Annotated in this window: 24 protein-coding genes; 15 read left to right on the forward strand and 9 right to left on the reverse strand. The window is 68.6% G+C overall.

Translation table 11 applies throughout. The features are described from left to right. Positions 1–54 precede the first annotated feature (54 nt). On the forward strand, positions 55–732 hold the full coding sequence (locus tag AC07U4_RS12245; RefSeq protein ID WP_495179292.1) for a DUF2490 domain-containing protein: 678 nt from the start codon (positions 55–57) through the stop codon (positions 730–732). 8 nt (positions 733–740) lie between these two features. Here the strand turns inward: AC07U4_RS12245 and kynU are convergent, their stop codons facing one another. Both kynU and AC07U4_RS12255 read right to left on the reverse strand, forming a co-directional pair. Continuing rightward, a complete protein-coding gene (gene kynU / locus AC07U4_RS12250; protein WP_495195559.1) occupies positions 741–1,955 on the reverse strand; it encodes a kynureninase in 1,215 nt (404 codons plus the stop codon). Further along, entirely contained in the window at positions 1,952–2,779 is an 828-nt protein-coding gene (locus AC07U4_RS12255) for an alpha/beta hydrolase (RefSeq protein ID WP_495195560.1), read from the reverse strand. Before AC07U4_RS12255 ends, kynU begins: the two co-directional genes overlap by 4 nt. A gap of 414 nt (positions 2,780–3,193) precedes the next feature. Here AC07U4_RS12255 and AC07U4_RS12260 point away from each other — a divergent pair, with 414 nt between their 5' ends. From AC07U4_RS12260 to AC07U4_RS12270, 3 genes are all read left to right on the forward strand, one after another. Continuing rightward, positions 3,194–4,366, forward strand: a complete 1,173-nt coding sequence (locus AC07U4_RS12260; protein WP_495195561.1) for a glycosyltransferase — start codon at positions 3,194–3,196, stop codon at positions 4,364–4,366. A 213-nt stretch (positions 4,367–4,579) separates the two neighbouring features. After that, positions 4,580–6,832 carry a DNA topoisomerase IV subunit A gene (parC, locus tag AC07U4_RS12265; protein ID WP_495195562.1) on the forward strand — a complete coding sequence of 751 codons (2,253 nt, stop codon included), beginning with the start codon at positions 4,580–4,582 and terminating at the stop codon, positions 6,830–6,832. Between the two features lie 97 nt (positions 6,833–6,929). Then, positions 6,930–8,615: a putative bifunctional diguanylate cyclase/phosphodiesterase gene (locus AC07U4_RS12270; RefSeq protein ID WP_495195563.1), complete on the forward strand. Its 1,686-nt coding sequence runs from the start codon at positions 6,930–6,932 to the stop codon at positions 8,613–8,615. Here the strand turns inward: AC07U4_RS12270 and AC07U4_RS12275 are convergent. The 4 genes from AC07U4_RS12275 to AC07U4_RS12290 are packed head-to-tail and all read right to left on the reverse strand — an operon-like array spanning position 8,540 to position 11,475. Next, positions 8,540–9,754: a CCA tRNA nucleotidyltransferase gene (locus AC07U4_RS12275; RefSeq protein WP_495195564.1), complete on the reverse strand. Its 1,215-nt coding sequence runs from the start codon at positions 9,752–9,754 to the stop codon at positions 8,540–8,542. The genes AC07U4_RS12270 and AC07U4_RS12275 overlap by 76 nt on opposite strands. Then, positions 9,748–10,341, reverse strand: coding sequence for a CoA pyrophosphatase (locus AC07U4_RS12280; RefSeq protein WP_495195565.1), 594 nt, complete (start codon positions 10,339–10,341; stop codon positions 9,748–9,750). The genes AC07U4_RS12275 and AC07U4_RS12280 overlap by 7 nt, the downstream gene beginning before the upstream one ends. Next, positions 10,338–10,904 carry a DUF1285 domain-containing protein gene (locus AC07U4_RS12285; protein ID WP_495195566.1) on the reverse strand — a complete coding sequence of 189 codons (567 nt, stop codon included), beginning with the start codon at positions 10,902–10,904 and terminating at the stop codon, positions 10,338–10,340. The genes AC07U4_RS12280 and AC07U4_RS12285 overlap by 4 nt, the downstream gene beginning before the upstream one ends. A gap of 40 nt (positions 10,905–10,944) precedes the next feature. After that, a complete protein-coding gene (locus AC07U4_RS12290) occupies positions 10,945–11,475 on the reverse strand; it encodes a GNAT family N-acetyltransferase (protein ID WP_495195567.1) in 531 nt (176 codons plus the stop codon). 117 nt (positions 11,476–11,592) lie between these two features. On the opposite strand from AC07U4_RS12290, the gene AC07U4_RS12295 reads away from it, so the two are divergent. Continuing rightward, complete coding sequence (locus AC07U4_RS12295; RefSeq protein ID WP_038663284.1) at positions 11,593–11,964, forward strand: dihydroneopterin aldolase; 372 nt, start codon at positions 11,593–11,595, stop codon at positions 11,962–11,964. Positions 11,965–12,000: 36 nt separating this feature from the next. Here the strand turns inward: AC07U4_RS12295 and AC07U4_RS12300 are convergent, their stop codons facing one another. After that, positions 12,001–12,873: a hypothetical protein gene (locus AC07U4_RS12300; RefSeq protein WP_495195568.1), complete on the reverse strand. Its 873-nt coding sequence runs from the start codon at positions 12,871–12,873 to the stop codon at positions 12,001–12,003. A gap of 217 nt (positions 12,874–13,090) precedes the next feature. Here AC07U4_RS12300 and AC07U4_RS12305 point away from each other — a divergent pair, with 217 nt between their 5' ends. From AC07U4_RS12305 to AC07U4_RS12320, 4 genes are all read left to right on the forward strand, one after another. Then, positions 13,091–13,765, forward strand: a complete 675-nt coding sequence (locus tag AC07U4_RS12305) for an energy transducer TonB (RefSeq protein ID WP_038663279.1) — start codon at positions 13,091–13,093, stop codon at positions 13,763–13,765. Between the two features lie 75 nt (positions 13,766–13,840). Continuing rightward, a complete protein-coding gene (locus AC07U4_RS12310; protein ID WP_038663276.1) occupies positions 13,841–14,635 on the forward strand; it encodes a MotA/TolQ/ExbB proton channel family protein in 795 nt (264 codons plus the stop codon). A 92-nt stretch (positions 14,636–14,727) separates the two neighbouring features. Next, positions 14,728–15,207, forward strand: a complete 480-nt coding sequence (locus tag AC07U4_RS12315) for an ExbD/TolR family protein (protein WP_038663274.1) — start codon at positions 14,728–14,730, stop codon at positions 15,205–15,207. Positions 15,208–15,237: 30 nt separating this feature from the next. Next, positions 15,238–15,666: an ExbD/TolR family protein gene (locus tag AC07U4_RS12320; RefSeq protein ID WP_038663270.1), complete on the forward strand. Its 429-nt coding sequence runs from the start codon at positions 15,238–15,240 to the stop codon at positions 15,664–15,666. A gap of 310 nt (positions 15,667–15,976) precedes the next feature. Here the strand turns inward: AC07U4_RS12320 and AC07U4_RS12325 are convergent, their stop codons facing one another. Then, positions 15,977–16,321, reverse strand: a complete 345-nt coding sequence (locus tag AC07U4_RS12325) for an ArsR/SmtB family transcription factor (RefSeq protein WP_495195569.1) — start codon at positions 16,319–16,321, stop codon at positions 15,977–15,979. Between the two features lie 56 nt (positions 16,322–16,377). Here AC07U4_RS12325 and AC07U4_RS12330 point away from each other — a divergent pair, with 56 nt between their 5' ends. From AC07U4_RS12330 to AC07U4_RS12340, 3 genes are all read left to right on the forward strand, one after another. Further along, positions 16,378–17,115 carry an SDR family NAD(P)-dependent oxidoreductase gene (locus AC07U4_RS12330; RefSeq protein WP_495195570.1) on the forward strand — a complete coding sequence of 246 codons (738 nt, stop codon included), beginning with the start codon at positions 16,378–16,380 and terminating at the stop codon, positions 17,113–17,115. Between the two features lie 218 nt (positions 17,116–17,333). Then, positions 17,334–19,193, forward strand: coding sequence for an ABC transporter ATP-binding protein (locus AC07U4_RS12335; protein ID WP_495195571.1), 1,860 nt, complete (start codon positions 17,334–17,336; stop codon positions 19,191–19,193). 88 nt (positions 19,194–19,281) lie between these two features. Continuing rightward, the gene (locus tag AC07U4_RS12340) at positions 19,282–19,626 is read left to right on the forward strand and encodes a tetratricopeptide repeat protein (protein WP_495195572.1); all 345 of its coding nucleotides are present in this window, start codon (positions 19,282–19,284) and stop codon (positions 19,624–19,626) included. Between the two features lie 252 nt (positions 19,627–19,878). Here the strand turns inward: AC07U4_RS12340 and dcd are convergent, their stop codons facing one another. After that, positions 19,879–20,433 carry a dCTP deaminase gene (gene dcd, locus AC07U4_RS12345; RefSeq protein ID WP_495195573.1) on the reverse strand — a complete coding sequence of 185 codons (555 nt, stop codon included), beginning with the start codon at positions 20,431–20,433 and terminating at the stop codon, positions 19,879–19,881. A gap of 78 nt (positions 20,434–20,511) precedes the next feature. Here dcd and AC07U4_RS12350 point away from each other — a divergent pair, with 78 nt between their 5' ends. Genes AC07U4_RS12350 through AC07U4_RS12360 form a run of 3 tightly spaced genes read left to right on the forward strand, consistent with a single transcriptional unit; the run spans position 20,512 to position 23,033 of the window. Further along, positions 20,512–20,973, forward strand: a complete 462-nt coding sequence (locus AC07U4_RS12350) for an NUDIX domain-containing protein (protein ID WP_495195574.1) — start codon at positions 20,512–20,514, stop codon at positions 20,971–20,973. A gap of 59 nt (positions 20,974–21,032) precedes the next feature. Then, a complete protein-coding gene (locus AC07U4_RS12355; RefSeq protein ID WP_495195575.1) occupies positions 21,033–21,332 on the forward strand; it encodes a putative quinol monooxygenase in 300 nt (99 codons plus the stop codon). Positions 21,333–21,383: 51 nt separating this feature from the next. Then, positions 21,384–23,033, forward strand: a complete 1,650-nt coding sequence (locus AC07U4_RS12360; protein WP_495195576.1) for an NAD(P)/FAD-dependent oxidoreductase — start codon at positions 21,384–21,386, stop codon at positions 23,031–23,033. Positions 23,034–23,214: the final 181 nt, after the last annotated feature.

Here is a 23,214-nt window from a genome sequence, read left to right on the forward strand (position 1 = left end):
GCGAACGTGATTTATATCCACCGGTCTCGCGGCACAGGCCGCTCTCTGTCCGCCGTGGCGGTCGGTGCGGCACTGACCGCCTTGTCAGCGCTTCCGGCGTATGCGCAGCAGCAGGATGCGCAGCTGTGGACGCAGATCAACACCAACGTGCCGCTGACCGACGGGGTGCGCGTCACGCTGGAGCAGATCGCGCGGTTCAGCGACCGGCAGGACGGATTGTACCAGACCGAATTCGGCGCGCTGCTCGGGATCAGGGCGGCGAAGGGGGTCGAACTCGGCGTCGGCTATCGCAAGGTGGGGGCGCATAACGGCAATACCGGCGCCGACGAGGATCGTATCCGCCAGCAGGTGGTGGGGACGTTCGGCGGCTTCACCACGCGCTTCCGCGTCGACGAGCGGTTCAATCCGCGTGGGTCGGAGATCGGGTTCCGGGTGCGGCCGCTGCTGCGCTACAACCAGCGGCTGGGGACGGGCAGATGGGCGCTGTTCGTCAGCCACGAGAGCTTCCTGCTGCCCAACAGCACGCGCTGGGGGCAGCGCAGCGGTTATGAGCGGATGCGTAACATCGTCGGCGTCGTCGTGCCGATCGGCAAGCTGATGACGGCGGACGTCGGCTATCTCAACCAGTTCCGCCCCGGGCGCGGCGATGCGCGCGCGCAGATGGATCATGCGCTCAACCTGCAGTTGACGATCAATTTGCAGGGGGAGGTGTTTCCGCATCTCAACGATTGAGCGGCCGGTCAGGTCACGGCGTTGCGTTCGGCATAAGCGGGGTCGCGCCATACCTCGGTGGCGATGACGTCGCGGAGGTGTTCGCCGGCGCGCCACACGTCCTCGTGGCTGAGGTAGAGCGGGGTCAGGCCGAGGCGCAGCACGTCGGGGGCGCGGAAGTCGCCGATGACGCCGCGGGCGATCAGTGCCTGCGTCACCTCATAGGCGTGGTCGTGGCGGAAGCTGATGTGGCTGCCGCGCCGCGCCGGGTCGGTCGGGCTGACGCAGGGGAGGCCGGCGGCGGCGCCCGCCTCGGCGAGGATGGCGAACAGCGCGGCGCTCTTGGCGGCGATCTGCGTCAGGTCGATGTCGCGCCAGAGGTCGAGCGCGGCCTCGAGGCTCGCCATCGCGAGGATCGAGGGGGTGCCGACCAGCCAGCGCTTCATGCCCGCGGCGGGGCGGTAGGCGTCGGCGAAGGCGAAGGGTTCGGCATGGCCCATCCAGCCGCTGACCGGATTGGCGAGCGCGTCGTGCAGCCGGCGCGCGACATAGAGGAAGGCGGGGGCGCCGGGACCGCCGTTGAGATATTTGTAGGTGCAGCCGACCGCCATGTCGGCACCGGCGGCGGTGACGTCGATCGGCACCGCGCCGACGCTGTGGCTGAAGTCCCAGAGGATCAACGCGCCGGCGGCGTGGGCGCGCACGGTCCAGCCGGCGAGGTCGAAGCGTTCGGCGGTCTTGTAATGGACGTGGGTGAGCAACAGCACCGCGGTATCGTCGTCGAGCGCGGCGGCGAGGTCGGCGCGCGCGACGACCTTCAGCGTCGCGCCCGCCACGCAGGCGACCGCGCCCTCGGCGATGTGGAGGTCGGTGGGGAAATTGCCCGCCTCGCTGACGATCGTGCGGCGGGCGGGATCGTGGCGGAGCGCGGCGACCAGCGCCTTGAACAGATGCGTCGAGGTGGTGTCGCCGACGATCACCTCGTCCGCGGCGGCGCCGATCAGCGGCGCGATCTTCGCGCCGAGGCGCTGCGGGGCGTCGATCCAGCCTTCGTTCCAGCTGCGGATCAGCCGCTCGCCCCATTGCCGCTGGACGGTGTCGGCGAGCGCGGGGGTGACGGCGCGCGGCAGCACGCCGAGCGAATTGCCGTCGAGATAGATGAGACCCTCGGGCAGCGCGAAACGATCGCGGAAGCGCGCGAGCGGGTCGGCGCGGTCGAGGGCGCGGGCGTCTTCGCGGGTCATGCGGCGTCTCGGGCAAGAGCGGAGCGGAGGAGGGCGCGGGCGTGCGTCCAGGCGGGGGTGCCGGGGGCGATCAGTTCGACGTGACCGGTATCGGCGATGGTGTGGAGGCGGACCGCGTCGCCGGCGGCGCGGGCGCGGGCGACATAGTCCTCGGCGAGGCGATAGGGGACGATACGATCCTCGCGGCCGTTGACGAGGTCCTGCACCGCGCCGAGCGGGAGGAGCGGCGGGACCGAGGTGTCGGCATAGGGCGCGGCGCGGCTTTGGTCGGTGAGCTGTGCGATCACCTCGGTGCCGCAACCGTTGTCGGGGCTGGCGGCGACCGCGGCGAGATCGGGCAGGGCGCCGAGGGCGACGACGTGATCGAGGCGCAGCGGATCGGGATCGTGGAGCGGGCTGTCGGGTGCGATGCGGTGGCGCGCGGCGAGCCACAAGGCGAGATGCCCGCCCGCCGAATGGCCGAGCGCGACGCGGCGGGCGAGGTCGAGCCCATGCGCGGCGGCATCGCTGCGCAGCCGGTCGGCGGCGGCGGCGACGTCGCGGAAGGTGCCGGGATAGCCGCCCCCGGCGCGGTCGACGCCGCGATAGTCGATGTTCCATGATGCGATGCCGTGATCGCGCAGATCGGCTGCGACCCAGTCCATCAGCCGGCGGTCGGCGATGCCGGTCTGCCAGCAGCCGCCGTGGACCATCAGCACCACGGGATGCGGCCCGGCACCGGCAGGACGCCAGAGGTCGATCACCTGCAGCGGGTCGGGTCCGTAGGCGATCGTCGCATCGGGCGTGCCGCGCGGGCGGCTGGTGAGGTCGGGCCAGGTCAGCATGCGGGGGTAACGCTAGCGGACGGCGGATGGGCGCGCGATCCCCGGTGTTCGCAAGAGAAGGGTTGTCGTGGCGTTTGCAAAGCGCACTCCCGGTTCGTCACCCCGGACTCGTTCCGGGGTCCACGGGGCCGCAGGAGCACGGTGTCGAATCAAGCCTTCCTCCTCGCCGCAGGGTGGACCCCGGAACAAGTCCGGGGTGACGGGATGGGCGTGGAAGACGACAGGCTCGCACGAGCGTCCATATGCGATTGCCCTGCGGCGTGACGGGGGATGGGGAGCCGTCATCACGGGTCCCGCCGCCGCCGCATCCGCCGCGCCGGATGTGTGCGGAACTGGGGCAGAGGCGATCGCGCGCAGCATGGCCAGATCGGCCGCAGACGGTTACGGCAATGGTTCGTAACGGTCGGGGCGCGCATGAAGATCCTGGTGCTGTCCAGCCTGTATCCCAATGCCGCGCAGCCGCGGCACGGCATCTTCATCGAGCATCGCGTCGCGCATCTTGCCCGACCCGGGGACGAGATCCGCGTCGTCGCGCCGGTGCCGTGGTTCCCCAGCGCGCATCCGCTGTTCGGCCGCTACGCGGATTTCGGCCGGGCGCCGCAGGCCGCGACACGGCGCGGGCTGGCGATCAGCCATCCGCGCTATCCCGTGCTGCCCAAGATCGGCATGGCGGCGGCGCCGTGGCTGATGGCGGCGGCGCTGTATCCCCATGTCGCCAAGCTGCGGCGGACGTTCGATTTCGACGCGATCGACAGTTATTATCTCTATCCCGACGGGGTGGCGGCGGGGCTGCTCGCGCGGATGGTCGGGCGACCGTTCCTGATGAGCGCGCTCGGCACCGACGTCAGCCTGATCCCGCAGCATCGCGCCGAACGGCGGATGATCCTCGCCGCAATCGCCCGCGCCGCGGCGGTGACGACGGTGTGCGGCGCATTGCGCGACGAATTGCTCGCGCTCGGCGCGGCGGCGGACAAGGTGCGGGTGGTGGAGCATGGCGTCGACCTCGCGCTGTTCCGGCCGCCGGCCGACCGCGAGGCGCTGCGCCGGTCGCTCGGGCTGGACGGGCCGGCGGTGTTGTCGGTCGGGCATCTGATCGACCGCAAGGGGCATGATCTGGTGATCCGTGCGGTCGCGGCGCTGCCGGGGGTGACGCTGATGATCGCCGGCGACGGGCCGCGCGAGGCGGCGCTGCGCGCGCTGGCGGCGGAGCTGGGCGTGGCGGCGCGGGTACGCTTCCTCGGCCATGTCGACCAGGCGCGGCTGCCCGATCTCTACGGCGCGGCAGACGTGGCGGTGAACGGCGCGGATCGCGAGGGGATCGCCAACGTGCTGCTCGAGGCGCTGGCCTGCGGAACGCCGCTGGTGGCGACGCCGATATGGGGATCGCCCGAGGTGGTGCGGGTGCCCGAGGCGGGGCTGCTGAGCGCGGACCGGTCGGCCGGCGCGATCGGCGCGGCGATCGCGCGGCTGCTCGCCGCGCTGCCCGATCGCGCGGCGACGCGGCGCTATGCGGAACGCTACGACTGGCGCGAGACGGGGCGGCTGCATCGGGCGCTGCTGGCGGATGCGGTATCCGCGCGAGAATAAAGGCTTGGCGCACGGAGGCCGTGTCCGTCATGCCGGACCTGATCCGGCATCCCGCTTCTCCGACGGCGGCGGAAGCGGGACCCCGGCTCAAGGCCGGGGTGACGGAAGGTACGCGCTCGGTGCAAGCGGGTGCGACACCTGCCCGTCGCGCCCGCGTCAGCTCTTCACCCCCGCCCGTTGCCGTTTAGACCCCCACGGACTAGTGTTCCCGATATGGTCACCGACTTTCAGGAACCCCCGATCGGCATCCTCGATGCGCCGTTCGATACCGCCTTGTCCGACCGCTATCTGGTCTATGCGTTGTCGACGATCACCGCGCGGTCGCTGCCAGACGTGCGCGACGGGCTGAAGCCCGTCCACCGGCGGCTGTTGTGGGCGATGCGGCTGCTCAAACTCGATCCGAGCCAGGGCTATAAGAAATGCGCGCGCGTCGTCGGCGACGTCATCGGCAAATATCATCCGCATGGCGACCAGTCGGTCTATGACGCGATGGTCCGGCTCGCGCAGACCTTCTCGCTGCGCTATCCTTTGGTCGACGGGCAGGGCAATTTCGGCAATATCGACGGCGATAACGCCGCCGCCTATCGCTATACCGAGGCACGGCTGACGCAGGTCGCGATCGACCTGATGGACGGGCTCGACGAGGATGCCGTCGCCTATCGCCCGACCTACAATGGCGAGGATCAGGAGCCGGAGCTGTTCCCCGGCCTGTTTCCCAATCTGCTCGCCAATGGCGCGAGCGGCATCGCGGTCGGCATGGCGACGAGCATCCCGCCGCACAATGCCGCCGAATTGCTCGATGCGGCGATCATGCTGGTCGACAAGCCCGACGCGCCCGACACGGCGGTGCTCGACTTCGTCAAGGGGCCGGACTTTCCGACCGGCGGGCTGGTGGTCGATCCGGCGGCGGTGATCGCGGAAAGCTATGCGACGGGCCGCGGCAGTTTCCGCGTCCGCGCGCGCTGGGACATCGAGCGCGAGAAGGGCGGCGGCTGGCAATTGGTGGTCAGCGAAATCCCGTACGGCGTGCAGAAGGGCAAATTGATCGAGCAGATCGCCGGGCTCATCAACGACCGCAAATTCCCGATCCTCGCCGACGTGCGCGACGAATCGGATGCCGAGGTGCGGATCGTGCTCCAACCGCGCAGCCGCACCGTCGATCCGCAGGTGCTGATGGACGGCCTGTTCCGCTTTTCCGACCTCGAGACGCGGATCAGCCTCAACCTCAACGTGCTCGACAAGGATCGCACGCCGCGGGTGATGTCGCTCGGCGGTGCGCTGAAGGCATGGGTGGAGCATCAGTTCGTCGTGCTCGAACGGCGCACGCGCCACCGGCTCGGCAAGATCGCCGACCGGATCGAGCTGCTCGACGGCTATCTGATCGCCTATCTCAACCTTGACCGGGTGATCGAGATCATCCGCACCGAGGACGAGCCCAAGGCGGTGATGATGGAGGAATTCCGCCTGACCGACCGGCAGGCGGAGGCGATCCTCAACATGCGGCTGCGCTCGCTGCGCCGGCTCGAGGAGTTCGAGATCCGCGGCGAGCGCGACAAGCTCGACAAGGAACAGGCCGAGCTGGAGGGGCTGCTCGCCGACCCCGCCAAGCAGAAGCGACGGATGAAGCGCGACATGAAGAAGGTGCGCGACCGCTACGGGCCGGAGACGGCGCTCGGCGCGCGGCGCACGACGATCGAGGAAGCCGCGCCGACCCGCGACATCCCGCTGGAGGCGATGATCGAGCGCGAGCCGATCACGGTGATCCTGTCGCAGCGCGGCTGGATCCGCGCGATGAAGGGGCATTCCGATCTCGCCTCGGCGGAGACGCTCAAGTTCAAGGAAGGCGACGGCCCCGCCTTCGCCTTCCATGCGCAGACGACGGACAAGTTGCTGCTCGCGGCGGAGAACGGGCGGTTCTTCACGCTGGCGGCGGACAAGCTGCCCGGCGGGCGCGGCTTCGGCGAGCCGGTGCGCGCGATGATCGACCTCGACGGATCGATCGGCGTCGTCGCCTTCCTCAACGCGCGCGCGCAGGCGCAATTGCTGATCGCCGCCACCGACGGCCGCGGTTTCCGCGTGCCCGTCGCCGAGGTGATCGCCGAGACGCGCAAGGGCAAGACGGTGATGACGCCGCGGCCGGGGGCGAAGCTGCTCGTCGTCCGTCCGGTTGCGGCCGAGGCCGATTACGTCGCGGCGGTCGGCGACAACCGCAAATTGCTCGTCTTCCCGATCGCCGAGCTGCCGGTGATGACGCGCGGCACCGGCGTGCAGCTGCAACGCTTCCGCGAGGGCCATCTGTCCGATGCGACCACCTTCGTCTTCGCCGATGGGCTGAGCTGGCCGATGGGCGGCGGCTCGGGCCGCACCCGCACCGAGACCGACCTGTCGCTGTGGCGCACCGCACGCGGCGCCGCCGGCCGCACCCCGCCGACCGGCTTCCCGCGCGACAATCGGTTCGGGGGGTAGGAACCCGATTTCACCTGCGAACGATACGTGCTGATATACATCAATATGAACGTATACTTTCAGGGCGCTTTAACGAACGGCGTCTAAAACAGGGGATATGGCCACCGCTTCGCCTGACCTGTCGTCCATCACGCTCGCCGCGCGGGAGCTGTTCGAGCGCGATCTCGAGCTGATCCCGATCCCGACGGTGCAGGTCGTGCGCGAGGGCGACGGGTTCGATTTCCTCGCGGTCAATCGCGCCTATCGGCTCGCCGGGCTGGGCGTGATCGCCGACCGGTCGCCGATGCTGGCGATGCTCGGCAGCCGCATCGACGCCTTCCTGCGGACCTCCGACGTGCGGATCGATTTCGACTGGTCGATCGGCCAGGTGATCGATTCGCGTTATTATCGCGTCACCATCGCGCGGCCGACGCCGATGCTGCGCGACCGCTGCCAGATCGCGTTCATCGACCTGACCGCGCAGATCCACACCGAACGCTCGCTGCGTCGCGAGATGACCACCGACAGCCTGACCGGCCTGCCCAATCGGGAAGGCTTCAGCGACATGATCGAGGCGGTGCAGGCGGAACGCAGCTGCCATGCGGTGCTGGTCATCGACATCGATCGCTTCGGGCGGCTCAACGCGTGTCTCGGCGGCCTCGCCGGCGACGAATTGCTGATCACCGTCGCGCGCCGGATCAAGGGCGTGCTGCGTGCGCGTGATTCGCTCGCGCGGATCGGCGGCGACGAATTCGGCATCCTGATGGCGGTCGACGACGATCCCGCCGAGGCCAACCGGCTCGCCGAGCGCATCCGCTGCGCGCTGTCGGCGCCGTTCCGGCTGAGCGATTACGAGATCGGCGTCGAATGTTCGATCGGCATCGCGTACGGCAATGACGCGATCGACGATGTCGAGGAATTGATCCGCAACGCGCAATTCGCGGTCAAGCGCGCCAAGACCGGGCGCCAGGTCGAAAGCTATCAGACGCAGGCGTTCACGCTGGCGCGCGAGCAATTCGCGATGGAGACGGCGCTGCGCCGCGCGATCGACGACCGGCAGCTGCGCCTCGCCTTCCAGCCGATCTGCGATCTGGCGACGGGTGCGGTGGTGTCGTTCGAGGCGCTGGCGCGCTGGCGCGACCCGCAGGGCGTCGAGCATATGCCGAGCGACTTCATCCCGGTCGCCGAGGAATCGGGGCTGATCGTGCCGCTCGGCCGCTGGGCGATGGACGAGGCGGCGCGGACGCTGCGCTGGTGGGACGAGGAATGCGGCGGCAATTGCGGGATGCGCGTCGCGGTCAACCTGTCGGCGATCCAGATGCAGCGCGACGACATCACCCCGGTGGTCGAGGCCGCGCTGATCCGCCACGACCTCGCCGGCGAGCGGTTCGTGCTGGAGCTGACCGAAAGCGCGATCGTGACCGATCCCGATCGCATCGCCGGGATCATGCACGGGCTGAAGGCGCTCGGCACGACGCTGGCGATGGACGATTTCGGTACCGGCTATTCCAATCTTGCCTATCTGCAGAAGCTGCCGATCGACATCCTCAAGATCGACCGCAGCTTCGTGTCGGGCATGCTCGCCGACCGCGACAAGATCGCGATCGTGCGCGCGGTGCTCAGCCTCGCGCAGGCGCTCGGCATGCGGACGACGGCGGAGGGGATCGAGAGCAACGAACTGGCGCAGACGCTGGCGGCGCTGGGCTGCACCTATGGACAGGGCTATCTCTACGCGCGGCCGCTCGAAGCCTCGGACGCGTTGGCGATGGTCGTCGCGGCGCGGACCGCGTCCTCGGCGAGCTGAGCGACGCGGGCTGCGTCGGGGAAGTCCTCGGCGAGCCATTGCGTCTCGATCCGGCGCAGCACCGCCGCCACCTCCGGTCCCTTGCGCAGACCGCGTTCGACCAGCGCGCCGCCACCGATCGGCAGCGTCGGCGGGGTCCAGTCGCGGATCGGCGCGACATCCTCGCCCGCGAGCAGCAGCCGGTCGATCGCGCCCGTCGCGCCGACGCGATAGGCGAGCGCGCGCGGGCCTTCGTCGCCGGGGCCCTGGCGGGCGGCGACCAGGCGCTTGCGATCGATGTTCGACAGTTTGAGGCGCGCGCCGACGCTTTCCGCCGCCTCGGGCGGGAGCAAAGCGGCGAGCCTGCGGATCGCGTCGGGGGCGACACCGGCGGCGGCCTCGCGTTCGGCGAGTTTTGCGAACAGCGTCGCATCGGTGATCTCGGGCAGCACCGCGCGGAAGATGCCGCGGTCGATCATCAGCGCGATCACCGGCACCGCATGGCGTGCGACGAGCAGCTTGAGCAATTCGGCGGCGATCCGCTCGCGCGACAGCGCCATCAGGTCGTTGGCACGCGCGGTGCAGGCGTCGAGCCCTTCGGCGTCGATGGCGTTCTGGTCGGCGGCGCCGAAGCGCGCGTGGAAGCGGAAGAAGCGCAAGATGCGCAGGTGATCTTCGGCGATGCGGCGATAGGCGTCGCCGATGAAGCGGACGCAGCCGGCGTCGAGATCGGCGAGACCACCGAAATAGTCGATGACGTCGCCGCTCGCCGGATCGGCATAGAGCGCGTTCATCGTGAAGTCGCGGCGCGCGGCATCGTCCTGCCAGACGTCGGTGAAGGCGACGACGGCATGACGGCCGTCGGTCGAGACGTCATGCCGCAGCGTCGTCACCTCGATCGGGCCGTCGGGCAGGATCGCGGTGATCGTGCCGTGGGCGAGGCCGGTCGGCACCGCGCGGATACCCGCCGCCTCGAGCCGTGCGAGCACGTCCTCGGGCAGCAGCCGGGTGGCGAGGTCGATATCGGCGGGATCGAGCCCGAGCAACGTGTCGCGGACGACGCCGCCGACCAGCCGCGTCTGCTCCGGTCCGCCGAGCACGTCGACCAGCGGGCTGAAGCCGTCGCGCGCGGCGATCCGGTCGAGCGGCAGCGTCACCATGCCAGCCGCCGCGACAAATTGACGATCATCGCCGCGGTCGCGCCCCAGATGCGGCGGTCCTGCCAGCGGATCTCGTAATAATGGCGCGTGCGGCCGCGCCATTCGGCGCTCGCGGCGATCTGATTGGCGGGATCGAGCAGGAAATCGAGCGGCACCTCGAACACGCTGGCGACCTCCGCCTCGCTGGCGACGAACGGCAGGTCGGCGGGGACGGCGGCGAGCACCGGCGTGACGGTATAGCCGGTGACGGTGCGATAGCGGTCGACAGCGCCGATCACCTGCACCTGCGAGGGGGGCAAAGCGATCTCCTCCTCCGCCTCGCGCAATGCGGCGGCGACGGCATCCTCGCCGGGATCGAGCCGGCCGCCGGGAAAGGCGATCTGGCCGGCGTGGTGGCGCAACGTGTCGGTGCGCTGCGTGAGCAGCACGCCGGGGCGGGCGCGATCGGTTACCGCGACCAGCACCGCGGCGGGCGTCAGATCGGCCTCGTCGCGGCCTTCCAGGTCGCGGTCGTCGCCGGTCAGCAGGACGGGATCGGTGCGGTTGCCGTCCTGCCATGCGCGCACCAGCCGTTCGGTCAGGCTCATGCGGCGGGTTCCAGCGCGAAGAAGGCGCCGTCGCTCCATACGCCGGGGCACACGGCATCGTCGGCGAGCGCGCGGTCGGCAAGCTCGTAATAGACCGGCCGCGCGACCAGCGCCTCGAGCCCGCCGCGGACGTGAAGATAGGGGCGGGGGCCGTCCGCGCCCTCGGTGAAGCGCAGCGGATGATCGGGGCCGGCGGTGACGAGATCGCCGGTGTTGAGCCGGAAGGCGAGGCGGGCGTCGGCGCCGTCGCCCTCCGCCTTCATCTCGACCGCGACGAAGGGCGCATCCTCGACCGTGATATCGAGCTTCTCGACGGGGGTGACGAGGACGTAGCGGCCATCGGGCTCGCGGCGCAGGATCGTCGAGAACAGCCGCACCATCGCCTGCCGGCCGATCGGCGACCCCTGATGATACCAGCTGCCGTCGCGCGCGATGCGCATCTCGCTGTCGCCGCAATGCGACGGGTTCCATTGCTCGACCGGCGGCAGCCGCCGCTGTTCGACCAAATTGGCGATCTCGGCGAGGCTGAGACTGGCGAGATCGGGAAGCTCCTCCATCGGCATCGCCGCGAGGTAGGCGCTCCGGGTGCCGGCGTAAAGGCGGTCAGGCCCCCGCCGATATCGCCGACATCGCCGGGATCGCCGGGCCGAGCAGACCGGCGGTCGCCGGCACCCGGTCGCCGCGCGACAGCAGGCGGTGGCGCTCGACCGGACCGGGCAGGCGCCAGTCGGCGGTGCGGCTGGCGTCGAAGCCGAAGAAGCGGCCGTAATATTCGGGATCGCCGATCAGCATCAGCCGGTCGTCCAGCCCCTCGGCCCGCGCGGCGTCGAGCGCGCGGCGCATCAACTGGCGGCCGATGCCGTCACGCTGGCGGCCGGGCTCTACCGCGACGGGGCCGATCATCACCAGCGGATGCGCCGCGCCATCGTCGCCGTCGAGCAGCACCGGCCAGCATTGGATCGAGCCGATCAGCGCGCCGTCCTCGACCGCGGCGAGGCTCAGCGCGGCGATCGGCGCGACCGTGCCCCGCACCTTATAGGCGGTGCGGCCGTGGCGGTCGGGGCCGAACGCGCGGTCGAGCAACGCCTCGACGGCGGCACCTGCGACAGTGGCGAGCGGCACTAAAGCGATCACGGGCGGGGGTCCTTTTCGTCCGGAACGGACGGGCGCGGCGCATGCGGCGGCGCGGGCCGGAACGCAAGCGGCAATGCGATTGGCGCATCGCGGTGCGGCTTGCTAGAGGCGGGCGCCATGCAAGACAGTCTTCAGCTGGAGGTCCACGACCTCGAGGTCCAGGTGCTCACCGGTATCTATTCGGAGGAGACGCACCTGCCGCAGCCGCTCCGGATCGACCTGACCGTCGACCTCGCCTGCCCGGACCATTTCGCGCCGGACACGCCGCTGTCGGCGTCGAAGAACTATCTCGACCTCAAGCATGCCGCGACCGGCGCGCTGCCCGAGGGGTTGCACTTCACGCTGATCGAGGCGGTGGCGGACCATATCTGCGAGACGCTGTTCCTCACCGATCCGCGCGTGCTGCGGGTCAAGGTCAAGATCGTCAAGCTCGCCATCGCCGAGGCGGGCGAGTCGATCGGGATCACGCTGGTCCGCAACCGCCGCTGACCGGCGGAGCGCCGGGCGGCGTCGTGGCTCCCGCGGTTACGGACGGATCATCCGCGTCCGTCGGCAGGCGCCGAGCTGTTCCCGGACATAGCCATAATCCTCGCGGGCCAGCGTCGCGTCGGAGGCGGCCAGCGACGCGATGCTCTGCTCGGGCAGGTCGGCCGGCAGCGCGCAGGCGAGGCGGTACCAGAGCAACGTATCGCGTGCCGGCGGTGCCGCGGCCTCGTCGACGATCTCGGACAGCGCCACCGCCCAGCGCGGCTGCTCGCCGGGGCGGCGCAGCACGGTCAGCGACACCGGCGCGCCATTGGCGGTGGTCAGGAAGACCTGCGTCTCGCCCTCGCCCGGCAAGGCGCCGGGGACATGGAAGACGTTACCGATACCAGTGATGACCGGCGGCGCATCGGCGGCGACCAGCGCGGTCGCGATCGCCCTGACCCGTTCGTCGTCCGCCGGCGTCCAGACAATCTGCGCGTCCGGCGCGGCCAATTGTATCTGATCGGGACGCCCGGCGACCGGACGGCCGAACAGCAGCACCCTCATTTTCTTCAATTTCGGCAAGCGCCCGGACGAATCGGGAGCAATATCCAACAGATAGCCGATTCGCGGTGGCAGTCCGCCGGCGCCGCGGAGCAGCGCGCCGAGATCCGCCTCGACATAAAATCGTGTGAATCCCGGCGCTACGCCGACGGCATCGGCGCCCTTCAGGCGCGCCGCCGAGCGGATCGTCGCGTCGGCGATCACCGGGGAGGCGATCACCAGATCGGTCAGATCGGCATAACTGATACCGCTCCCAGCATCGCGCGAAACCGCGGGAATCGGGGCGCTTTGGCCCGGAAAAGCGGCGGCGGCGGGCGATGCGGCGAACGCGACGGCGGCGAGCAGGGTCGGGCGAAATACGGGTATCATGCCGAAATCGCTAGCCGAATGCACCTGAACGATACAGAAATAAAAGTGTCGCTAAACGATTGTACGTTTGTTGCGTCCGACAAAGCGTTTGCGCGGCGGGGAACGGGGCGATAGGGTTTGCGGACTGCCACACACGGCACCAGCCGGGGCAGGGGCCTACGCGCGCTCTTCCCCCGGGCGCTGCGAGGACCGAGAGATTAGGGAGTGTCGTTGCTGAATGGCCTATGCTGACCAGAAGATGTCCGGTGGCAGGGTGGTCGCGATCGTCATCGTCGTGCTCATCCATGCGGCGCTGGGCTACGCCTTCGTCACCGGGCTCGCGTACCAATACGTGAAAAAGGCCCAAGAAAAACTTAACACGTTCGACGTGGAGGAGCCGCCTCCCCCGCCGCCGGACGAGCCGCCGCCCCCGCCGCCCGATACGCCGATGACGCCGCCCCCCGTGGTGTCGCCGCCGCCGATCGTGCAGAATCCGAATCCGCCGCCCGTGGTGATCCAGACGGTCTCGACGCCGCCGCCCGCCGTCAATCTGACGCCGATCGCTGCGCCGCCTGCACCGCCGGCTCCGCCTGCGCCGCCGGCCGTCTCGACGGTCAGCAAGGCAGCGGGTGCCAAGGGCAACCCCGCGGACTGGATCACGAACGACGACTACCCGCCGAGCTCGCTGCGCAACAACGAGGAAGGCACCAGCGTGATCGCCTGGACGATCAATACGCAGGGGCGCGTCGAAAACTGCCACACCACCCAGTCGAGCGGTTCGACCGCGCTGGACCGGGCGGCATGCGCCGCGATCACCCGGCGGGGACGCTACTCCCCGGCGACCGACGTGGCCGGCAACCCGCTCTCGACCACCCAGTCGCGGCGCGTGGTCTGGAAGATCCCGAAGGAATGATGCGGTCTCCGCCCGCCGCGACGGCGGGCGGATCCTCCCCGAACTTCTACACCGTTTGATAAGGACGAAATCCCAATGCTCACCACCATTCTCGCGGCCGGCGGCACCGCGGCAGCCGAAAACCAGTTCGGCCTCCAGGCCGCTCTGAAGGAAGGCGGCCTCATCTCGCAGTCGGTGTTCACGATCCTCGTGATCATGTCGATCGTGTCGTTCTACATCCTGTTCTCGAAGCTGTTCGAGCAGCAGAAGATCATCAACCAGGCGAAGCGCGTCCGCCAGGGCTTCTGGAGCTCGCCGAACCTGCGCGAAGGTGCCGCCAAGCTCGAGAAGAACTCGGCGTACAAGCAGCTCGTCGACGACGGCCTGCAGGCGCAGGACCAGCACGCCAAGCTGACCGATCCGGTCGAGGCGCACGACTGGCTGCACGGTTCGCTCGCCCGTTCGGAAGCGGCGATCAACTCGAAGCTGGGCGGCGGTCTCGCCTTCCTCGCGACGGTCGGCGCGACCGCACCGTTCATCGGTCTGTTCGGTACCGTGGTCGGCATCTACCGCGCGCTGATCAAGATCGGTGCGTCGGGCGATCCCTCGATCGACAAGGTCGCCGGCCCGGTCGGTGAGGCGCTCATCATGACCGCGCTCGGCCTCGTCGTCGCGGTTCCCGCCGTGCTCGCCTACAACTGGCTGCAGCGCCGCAACAAGTCGATCGCGGAAGACCTGTCGGCCTTCTCGAACGACGTGCTGGGCTTCCTCGCCTCGAACGGTGCGGTCAAGCCGACGATCGCCGGTGCGCCGGTTTCGAAGGCGCCGGTGAAGCCGGCCGCGGCGACCACGACCGCCGGCCAGACCGGTGGCGTGCAGACCCGCCCGTAACGATAAGGCTGCGGGGCCGTCTCCGGGCGGCCCCGCGACCGGCCGGCGACGTTCGGTCGCCGGCTAGATTGAATGGATAGGATAGCTCGCACATGGCGATGAGCGCTGGCGGAGGAGGAGGTTCCTCCGAAAAACCCTTGTCGGACATCAACACCACGCCCCTCGTGGACGTGATGCTGGTGCTTCTGATCATCTTCCTGATCGCCGTTCCGGTGGCGATCCAGACGGTCAAGGGCATCGTCCTGCCCAAGGTCCGTTTCGATCCGACGACGACCAAGCCCGAGAACGTCCTGCTGTCGGTGACGACCAAGCCGGACGGCAGCTGCCTGGTCTATTGGGGCACGTCGCCGATCACCAGCAAGGACCTGCTGACCCGCGCGGTCGACAAGCTGAAGCTGGAGATCGATCGTCAGGGTGGCGCAGGCAACCCCGATCTCGAACTGCCGGAAGTCCATATCCGCGGTGACGTCAACACCCCGTACAAGTGCATCGGCGGCACGGTCTACACGATGCAGCAGGCCGGCTTCGCCAAGGTCGGCTTCATCTCGCAGCCGCCGCCCGCGGGTGGCTAATCCGCCCCGCCCGACCCAGGAGTATCTGACATGGCAATGAGTGGTGGCTCGGAAGATGGCGAGCCGATGATGGAAATGAACACGACGCCGTTGATCGACGTCATGCTCGTGCTCCTCATCATGTTCATCATCACGCTTCCCATCCCGACGCATGCGGTCAAGGTCGATCTGCCGGTCAATGACCCGCGGAACGTCAAGCCGCCGGTCGACCCGCAGAAGAACAAGATCATCATCGATGCCGCGGGCACGGTGTCTTGGAACGGCGTTCCCGTCGACGAGGTGACGCTGCGCACCTATCTGGACGCCGCTGCGGCGATCAACCCGGAACCGGAGCTGCACTTCCAGCCCGATCCGGCGGCGAAGTACGACAAGGTCGACCAGACGCTGGCGGTGATCAAGCGCTCGGCGGTGACCAAGCTCGGTTTCATCGGCAACGAACAGTATCGCAACGACTTCTGATCGCGATCGGATGACGGATGACAAGGGCGGTTCCGCAAGGAGCCGCCCTTTTTGCGTTCGGGGCGGGAGCGGGGGCAGGGCTTTCGCATATGGACGCTCGTGTGGGTCTGTCGCCTTCCCAGCCCACCCCGTCACTCCGGACTTGTTCCGGCGTCCACACTGCGGCCAGGAGAGAGACTGGATTCGACACCATTTCCCCGCTGCCCGGTGGACCCCGGAACGAGTCCGGGGTGACGGATGGGAAGAGGAAGCCGACCGAGCCTCGCCACCGCGGCCATATGCGATTGCCCGGGGGCGGGGGCGCGGCGGCTCAGTCCGGGGCGAAGGCGAGAATGCGTTCGAGCAAGCCAGGAAACCGCGTCTCGACGTCGTCCCAGCGCAGCGTGTTGATATTCTCGACGCCGCGTTTGGTGGTGCAGATCAGGCCGCTTTCGCGCAACACGCGGAAGTGGCTGCTCAGCGTCGACTTGGGGACGTGGTGGAAGGGCGCCACCGCGACGGTGCAATTGAGGCCGGTCTGGGCGCCACGCAGAGCCTTGACGATCTGAAGGCGCGTCGGATCGGCAAGCGCGGCCAGGATGTGGTGCAAGGCCATGGCATCGGTGGGCGGATGGACGAACGCGATCATCGCGGCCGCATAGCAGATACTTTGCATCCATCCCATAGTTCGGTATACCCGTACTACCGAATCAACGGACAAGGAGCTTGATCATGACGCATGCGGCGCTCGTTACCGGTGGAACGGCGGGGATTGGCCTCGCCAGTGCGCAGGCACTCCACGCCGATGGACGGCAGGTCTATGTTACCGGTCGTAACAGCGAACGGCTCGATGCGGTGGCCGCGAGCGACCCGGGGCTGATCGGGCTGCGCGCCGACATGGCGCGGCCGGAGGACATAAGCGCCGTCGCCGATCGCCTTGCGGCCGATGGCGTGACGCTCGACGTGCTCGTCGCCAATGCCGGCAATGCGGAGGTCAGCAAATTCGGCTCGGTCAGCGAGGCGGATTTCGACCGGACGTTCGACCTCAACGTGCGCGGCCTGTTCTTCACCGTGCAGACGTTGCTGCCGTACCTCGCCGATGGCGCGTCGGTGATCCTGATCGGCTCGATCTGCTCGATCAAGGGTATGGCCGACCTCAGCGTCTACAATGCGTCGAAGGCGGCGGTGCATGCCTTTACCCGGTCATGGGCGAACGACCTGCGCGCACGGCGTATCCGGGTCAATACGCTCAGCCCCGGTCCGATCCGGACGCCGCTGGCGTATCGGTTGCAGGGCGATGCGAACGGGTCGATCGCCGCGTTCGAGGAATGGGCGGCGCAGGCCTCGCCGGCGGGGCGCCTCGGCGAGCCGGAGGACGTCGCCGCCGTGGTGCGATTCCTTGCCGGTGACGGATCGCGACACGTCAACGGTGTCGAGCTGTTCGTGGATGGCGGATTGGCGCAGATCTGAGACCATCGCGCGTCAGCGGCCAGCGCGAACACCGGGGCGCTCGGATGGATCGCGATTCCGGTTTTCTCTGGGTTTGGCACGCGTGCCGGACGGCGACCGAGCCACAGCGTCCGCTCCCCATCCGGCACCTGTCCGGCCATTCCATCCCCTTGCCTCAACCGGATTGCCAAGATCGTTGCTGCGGCGCAACATCGGGACACATCCGGGAGACCTCTGCCGTGCCTTATCTCCGCAGCCCGTTCCGGTTCCTGCTCCACTATATCCGCGTCCGCCCCTGGACCTTCCTGCTGCTCGGCCTGCTCGTCGCGGGTTCGTCGGTCAGCTCGATCGGGGTGCAATATGCGTTGAAGCTGCTGATCGACGCGATGACCGGCTCGGATCGCATCCGTGCCGCGGTCTACACCTTTCTCGGCGCCTTCCTCGCACTGGTGGTGCTGGAAAGCGCGTTGCAGCGCGCCGCGGCGCTGACGCTCGGTCATGCCACGGTGGTGTCGGGGGTCGATATCCGGCTCGACATGGTCGATTATCTTACCGGGCATCAGATGCCCTTCTTCCAGAACCAGCGCGCCGGCTCGCTCGGCCATCGCGTGTCGGGGCTGGCGGGGATCTTCGGCGCGATCGTCCACCGCCTGCTCCAGGAGGTGACGCCGCCGCTGATCGCCTTCGTCGGGGCGATGATCATCTTCGTCAGCATCGATCCGGGCATGGCGCTGGTGCTCGGCGTGGTGTTCGTGATCGTCACCGTCGTACTGGTGGTGCTCGGGCTGCAGGGGCACGTCCACCACAAGGCGTTCGCCGAACATGCCGGCACCGTCGGCGGCGAGCTGGTCGATCTGATCGGCAACATCTGGGTGGTGAAGGCCTTCGCCGCGCACCGGCGCGAATTGTCTCGATTGCAGGGCTTCCTCGACGACGAGGCAAGCGCGCAGCGCCGCGGCTGGTTCTTCGTCGAGCAGATGCGCGGGCTGCACGACCTCGCGCTCGCGATCCTCGTCGGGGGCACGCTGATCTGGGCGATCGGGCGATGGTCGGCGCATGCGATCTCGACCGGCGACGTCGTCGTGATCAGCACGATGACCTTCCGCATCCTGCACGGCTCGCGCGATCTCGCGATGGCGCTGATCGATACCAGCCAGCAGTTCAGCTATCTGCGCGAGACGCTCGACATCATCGGCGTGCCGCAGGCGCTGAGCGACGCCGATCAGGCCAGCCGGCTGCGCGTCGGCGAGGGGCGGGTCGAGCTGTCGCACGTCACCTTCGGCTACGATCCTTCGCATCCGGTGCTGCACGATCTGTCGCTGGTCATCCCGGCGGGGCAGAAGGTCGGCATCGTCGGCCCGTCGGGTGCGGGCAAATCGTCGCTGCTCCAGCTCATCCAGCGCTTCCACGATCCGCAGGGCGGCCATGTCGCGATCGACGGCCAGGATATCCGCGAGGTGACGCAGGAGAGCCTGCGCGACGCGCTCGCGGTGGTGCCGCAGGAGGTGATGCTGTTCCACCGCTCGGTGATGGAGAATATCCGCTTCGCCAAGCCGGATGCGAGCGACGAGGAGGTCTATCGCGCCGCGCAGACCGCCGGCTGCGACGATTTCATCCGTCGCCTGCCGCACGGCTATGACAGTATCGTCGGCGAGCGCGGCACCAATTTGTCGGGCGGGCAGCGGCAGCGGATCGGCATCGCCCGCGCCTTCCTCAAGAATGCGCGCGTCGTGTTGCTCGACGAGGCGACCTCGGCACTCGACTCCGAGTCGGAGCTCGAGGTGCAGAACGGGCTCGAGGCGCTGATCGAGAATCGCACGGTGATCGCGGTCGCGCACCGGCTGTCGACGATCGCCGGCTTTGATCGCGTCGTCGTGCTGGTCGACGGCCGCGTCGTCGAGGACGGCCCGCCGCAGCATCTGCTCCGCCAGAAGGGCGGCGCGTTCCGGCAATTGTGGGTGATGCAGGTCGAGGGACTCGATCGCAGCACCGGCATCTCCGCCGCCGGCGAGCGGCTGCGTCATCTCTCCGACAAGAGCCGTGAGCATCTCGGGCGGATGGTGCGCAACGCCTGGCAGGGGGTGACCGAAAGGACCTGATCGGCCGCTTGCATCCATGTCTCTGAAGTGACACAACAGTGTCACAAAAGTGAAACCTGCCGTTCAGGTGGGAGAAGGAGACGATGCAATGCGTATGATTGTCGCGACGCTGCTGGCGGGTGCATGCCTGACGACGCCAGCACTGGCCACGGACCGGACGGGCTATCAGGCGATCGCCGCGGGCGATTTCACCGCGGCGGCGAAACGGATCGAGGCGGAGCGGCGGATATTTCCGGATCGCCCCGAGTTGATGCTCAATCTAGCGGTCGCCTATGCGCGGATCGGCCGCGCCGCGGATGCGCGCACGCTGTATGACGACGTGCTGCAGCGCCCGGCGGTGGCGATGGACATGCCCGATGGCGCGGTGGTGTCGTCGCACGATGTCGCGACGCGCGGCCTGTCGCGGTTGCAGACGCGGATCGCGACGCGCTGAGCGCAGGGGGTGCGTTCGGTTTATTCCGAATGCACCGTCACCTGAGCGAGTCGGGACTTTTGCGAATATTTACTCGGCCACTCGGTTAGGTACAGTGTTCCTGCGAAAGTAGGAACCCAGGGCCAAGCAGAATAACAGCTAATGGCGTTCCGGACTCCTGGGCTCCTGCGTTCGCAGGAGCACGGGTGGGCTTCCGCAGAGGTTTCATCCGAGCCCGGGGTGACGGAGTGGATGAGACGTCGTCCCGCCCCCTCAGAGCCGCGGCAGGGTGACCCCGCGCTGCCCCATATATTTGCCCGCACGGTCGGCGTAGCTCACCTCGCAAGGCTCGTTGCCGTGCAGGAACAGGAACTGGCACGCGCCTTCATTGGCGTAGATCTTCGCGGGCAGCGGCGTGGTGTTGGAGAATTCCAGCGTGACATGCCCCTCCCAGCCGGGCTCGAGCGGCGTCACGTTGACGATGATCCCGCAGCGCGCATAGGTCGACTTGCCGAGGCAGATCACCAGCACGTCGCGCGGCACGCGGAAATATTCCACCGTCCGCGCCAGCGCGAAGCTGTTCGGCGGGATGATGCAGACGTCGGTCTTGCGATCGACGAAGCTGTTCGAGGCGAAGTCCTTCGGATCGACGATGACGCTGTCGATATTGGTGAACACCTTGAATTCGTCGGCGACGCGGGCGTCATAGCCGTAGCTCGACAGGCCATAACTGATGCAGCCGTCGCGCCGCTGCGATTCGACGAACGGTTCGATCATCGCATCGGCAAGCGCGCGTTCGCGAATCCAGCGGTCGGACATGACGGTCATGATGGTCCCCTTCGTCGCGCCCTTTTGCCGGTTCGGGGCGAGGTGGCAAGCGTCGGCGCAGTCGCCTAGACTGTCGCGATGCGTCCGCTGATCGATCTCGCCCACCGCCTGCGCCGCCGGACGATGGCGCTGGTCGGCTGGCGGACGCGGGGCGTCAAGGTGATGGCATTCGACCCCGACGGTCGGCTGCTGCTGGTCCGGCATCGGTACGGCCGGTCGGATCTGTGGATGCTGCCCGGCGGCGGCATCGCGCGGCGCGAGACGCCCGCCGCCGCGGCGGTGCGCGAGCTGGCGGAAGAGACCGCGTGTCGGCTCACCGCCGTGACCGAAGCGGGGCGCTACGAGGCGCGCTCGGAGGGGCGGCGCGACACCGTCTTCCTGTTCCGCGGCACGACCGGCGATGCGCCGGTGGCGGATGCGGTCGAACTGGCCGAGGCGCGCTTCTTCGCGCTCGATGCGCTGCCCGCGGGCGTGTCGCCGGCGACGGCGCGGCGGATCGCCGAACATCGTGGCGTCGCGGCACCGGATGGCCGCTGGTAGGCTTGCCGCGTCAGGGGAACGCGCCCACGGTCGCTGTCCGCAACACAGGGATATCCGTTATGACACTCAAGGTGGTCGCATTCGTCTCGGTGAAGCCCGGACAGGAAGAGGCATTCGTCGCCGCGGCGAAGACCTGCGTCGCCGCGTCGCGCGCCGAGCCGGGGACGCTCCATTACGAGCTGTGGCGCGAGACCGAGGGCGCGCGGCGCTTCGTCTTCAACGAGCTGTACGTCAATCAGGCGGCGGTGGCGGCGCATATGCAATCGGCGCATTTCAAGGCGTTCGGGCTGGCGGCGCGCGATCTGGCCGCGGCGCGCCCGGAGATCATCGTCACCGAGGCGGTGGACGTGGCGGGGTAGTGCCGGCCCGACCCCGCTGGCCGCATCGCCCGCAATCCGCTATCACGCGTCATGCTCCGCATCACCGAATTGAAGCTGCCCCTCAACCATCCCGAGGAGGCGCTGGCGGCCGCGATCCGCAACCGGCTGCGTATCACGCCGCGCGATCTCGTCCGCTACACCGTGGCGCGGCGCGCGCATGACGCGCGCGACAAGATGAACATCCATTTCGTCTATTCGGTCGACGTCACCGTCAAGAACGAGGCGCCGCTGCTCGCCCGGTTCAAGCGCGACCGCCACGTCAACCCGACGCCGGACACCGGCTATCGGTTCGTGACGAAGGCGCCCGCCGGCTATGGCGGGCCGCGGCCGGTGGTGGTCGGCGCAGGGCCGTGCGGGCTGTTCGCCGGGCTGATCCTCGCGCAGATGGGGTTCCGGCCGATCATCCTCGATCGCGGCAAGGTGGTGCGAGAGCGGACCAAGGACACCTGGGGCCTGTGGCGGCGCAGCGAGCTCAACCCCGAATCGAACGTCCAGTTCGGCGAGGGCGGCGCCGGCACTTTCTCCGACGGCAAATTGTGGAGCCAGATCAAGGATCCGCGCCATCTCGGCCGCAAGGTGCTGACCGAATTCGTCAAAGCCGGCGCGCCGCCCGAGATCCTCACCGAAGCGCATCCGCATATCGGCACCTTCCGCCTCGTCACGATGGTCGAAAGCATGCGCGCGACCGTCGAGGCGCTGGGCGGCGAATATCGCTTCCAGCATCGCGTCGACGATGTCGAGATCGACACCGATGCCGCGGGCAAACGCCGCGTCTGCGGCCTGCGCTTGCAGACCGGCGAGCGGCTGGACACCGAAGGGCCGGTGGTGCTCGCGCTCGGCCATAGCGCGCGCGACACCTTCCACATGCTGCACGAGCGCGGCGTGTTCCTCGAAGCCAAGCCCTTTTCGATCGGCGTGCGGATCGAGCATCCGCAAAGCTGGATCGACGAGGCACGGTTCGGGCCGTGCGCGGGCCATCCCGATCTCGGCGCGGCGGCGTACAGCCTGTCGCACCATTGCAGGAATGGCCGCACGGTCTACAGTTTCTGCATGTGTCCGGGCGGGACGGTGGTCGCCGCGACCTCCGAGCCGGGGCGCGTCGCGACCAACGGCATGAGCCAATATTCGCGCAACGAGCGCAACGCCAATTCGGGGATCGTCGTCGGCATCGATCCGGCGCGCGACTATCCCGGCGACCCGCTCGCGGGCATCGCCTTGCAGCGGCATTGGGAGACGCGCGCGTTCGAGGTCGGTGGCGGCGGTTATATGGCGCCGGCGCAGCGGCTGGGCGATTTCCTCGCCGGGCGGCCGTCGACGCGGCTGGGCAATGTCATCCCGTCGTACCGGCCGGGCGTACACCTCACCGATCTCGCCGATTGCCTGCCCGATTTTGCGGTGACCGCAATGCGCGAGGCGCTGGTGGCGTTCGGCCAGCAGATTCCGGGCTACGACCATCCCGATGCGGTGATGACCGGGGTCGAGACGCGCACCTCGTCGCCGGTGCGGATCACGCGCGGCGACGATTTCCAGAGCGTCAACACCGCCGGCCTGTATCCGGCCGGTGAGGGGGCGGGCTATGCCGGCGGCATCCTGTCGGCGGCGGTCGACGGCATCAAGATCGCCGAGGCGGTGGCGCGCGATCTGATGGGGATGCGGCCGGCGCTGGCCGACGCGGCTTAGGTTTCGCACGAGGCGCGCGCGTAGGTGTGCGGACGCGCGCTTACATCTGGTCTGCGGCTGCCCCAACTTGCCCGTCACCCCGGACTTGTTCCGGGGTCCACCGGGCCGCAAAGGCATGGCAAGAGGCTCTGGCCTTTCTCCCCGCCGCAAGGTGGACCCCGGAACAAGTCCGGGGTGACGA

Source organism: Sphingomonas sp. GW821-FHT02B09 (genome assembly GCF_059421875.1).

Excerpts from the sequence above, each read along its gene's own strand:
- kynU (WP_495195559.1), bottom strand. The coding sequence starts at position 1,955 with ATGACCCGCGAAGACGCCCGCGCCCTCGACCGCGCCGACCCGCTCGCG.
- AC07U4_RS12255 (WP_495195560.1), bottom strand. The coding sequence starts at position 2,779 with ATGCTGACCTGGCCCGACCTCACCAGCCGCCCGCGCGGCACGCCCGAT.
- AC07U4_RS12260 (WP_495195561.1), top strand. The coding sequence starts at position 3,194 with ATGAAGATCCTGGTGCTGTCCAGCCTGTATCCCAATGCCGCGCAGCCG.
- parC (WP_495195562.1), top strand. The coding sequence starts at position 4,580 with ATGGTCACCGACTTTCAGGAACCCCCGATCGGCATCCTCGATGCGCCG.
- AC07U4_RS12270 (WP_495195563.1), top strand. The coding sequence starts at position 6,930 with ATGGCCACCGCTTCGCCTGACCTGTCGTCCATCACGCTCGCCGCGCGG.
- AC07U4_RS12275 (WP_495195564.1), bottom strand. The coding sequence starts at position 9,754 with ATGGTGACGCTGCCGCTCGACCGGATCGCCGCGCGCGACGGCTTCAGC.
- AC07U4_RS12280 (WP_495195565.1), bottom strand. The coding sequence starts at position 10,341 with ATGAGCCTGACCGAACGGCTGGTGCGCGCATGGCAGGACGGCAACCGC.
- AC07U4_RS12285 (WP_495195566.1), bottom strand. The coding sequence starts at position 10,904 with ATGCCGATGGAGGAGCTTCCCGATCTCGCCAGTCTCAGCCTCGCCGAG.
- AC07U4_RS12295 (WP_038663284.1), top strand. The coding sequence starts at position 11,593 with ATGCAAGACAGTCTTCAGCTGGAGGTCCACGACCTCGAGGTCCAGGTG.
- AC07U4_RS12300 (WP_495195568.1), bottom strand. The coding sequence starts at position 12,873 with ATGATACCCGTATTTCGCCCGACCCTGCTCGCCGCCGTCGCGTTCGCC.
- AC07U4_RS12305 (WP_038663279.1), top strand. The coding sequence starts at position 13,091 with ATGGCCTATGCTGACCAGAAGATGTCCGGTGGCAGGGTGGTCGCGATC.
- AC07U4_RS12310 (WP_038663276.1), top strand. The coding sequence starts at position 13,841 with ATGCTCACCACCATTCTCGCGGCCGGCGGCACCGCGGCAGCCGAAAAC.
- AC07U4_RS12315 (WP_038663274.1), top strand. The coding sequence starts at position 14,728 with ATGGCGATGAGCGCTGGCGGAGGAGGAGGTTCCTCCGAAAAACCCTTG.
- AC07U4_RS12320 (WP_038663270.1), top strand. The coding sequence starts at position 15,238 with ATGGCAATGAGTGGTGGCTCGGAAGATGGCGAGCCGATGATGGAAATG.
- AC07U4_RS12325 (WP_495195569.1), bottom strand. The coding sequence starts at position 16,321 with ATGCAAAGTATCTGCTATGCGGCCGCGATGATCGCGTTCGTCCATCCG.
- AC07U4_RS12330 (WP_495195570.1), top strand. The coding sequence starts at position 16,378 with ATGACGCATGCGGCGCTCGTTACCGGTGGAACGGCGGGGATTGGCCTC.
- AC07U4_RS12340 (WP_495195572.1), top strand. The coding sequence starts at position 19,282 with ATGCGTATGATTGTCGCGACGCTGCTGGCGGGTGCATGCCTGACGACG.
- dcd (WP_495195573.1), bottom strand. The coding sequence starts at position 20,433 with ATGACCGTCATGTCCGACCGCTGGATTCGCGAACGCGCGCTTGCCGAT.
- AC07U4_RS12350 (WP_495195574.1), top strand. The coding sequence starts at position 20,512 with ATGCGTCCGCTGATCGATCTCGCCCACCGCCTGCGCCGCCGGACGATG.
- AC07U4_RS12355 (WP_495195575.1), top strand. The coding sequence starts at position 21,033 with ATGACACTCAAGGTGGTCGCATTCGTCTCGGTGAAGCCCGGACAGGAA.
- AC07U4_RS12360 (WP_495195576.1), top strand. The coding sequence starts at position 21,384 with ATGCTCCGCATCACCGAATTGAAGCTGCCCCTCAACCATCCCGAGGAG.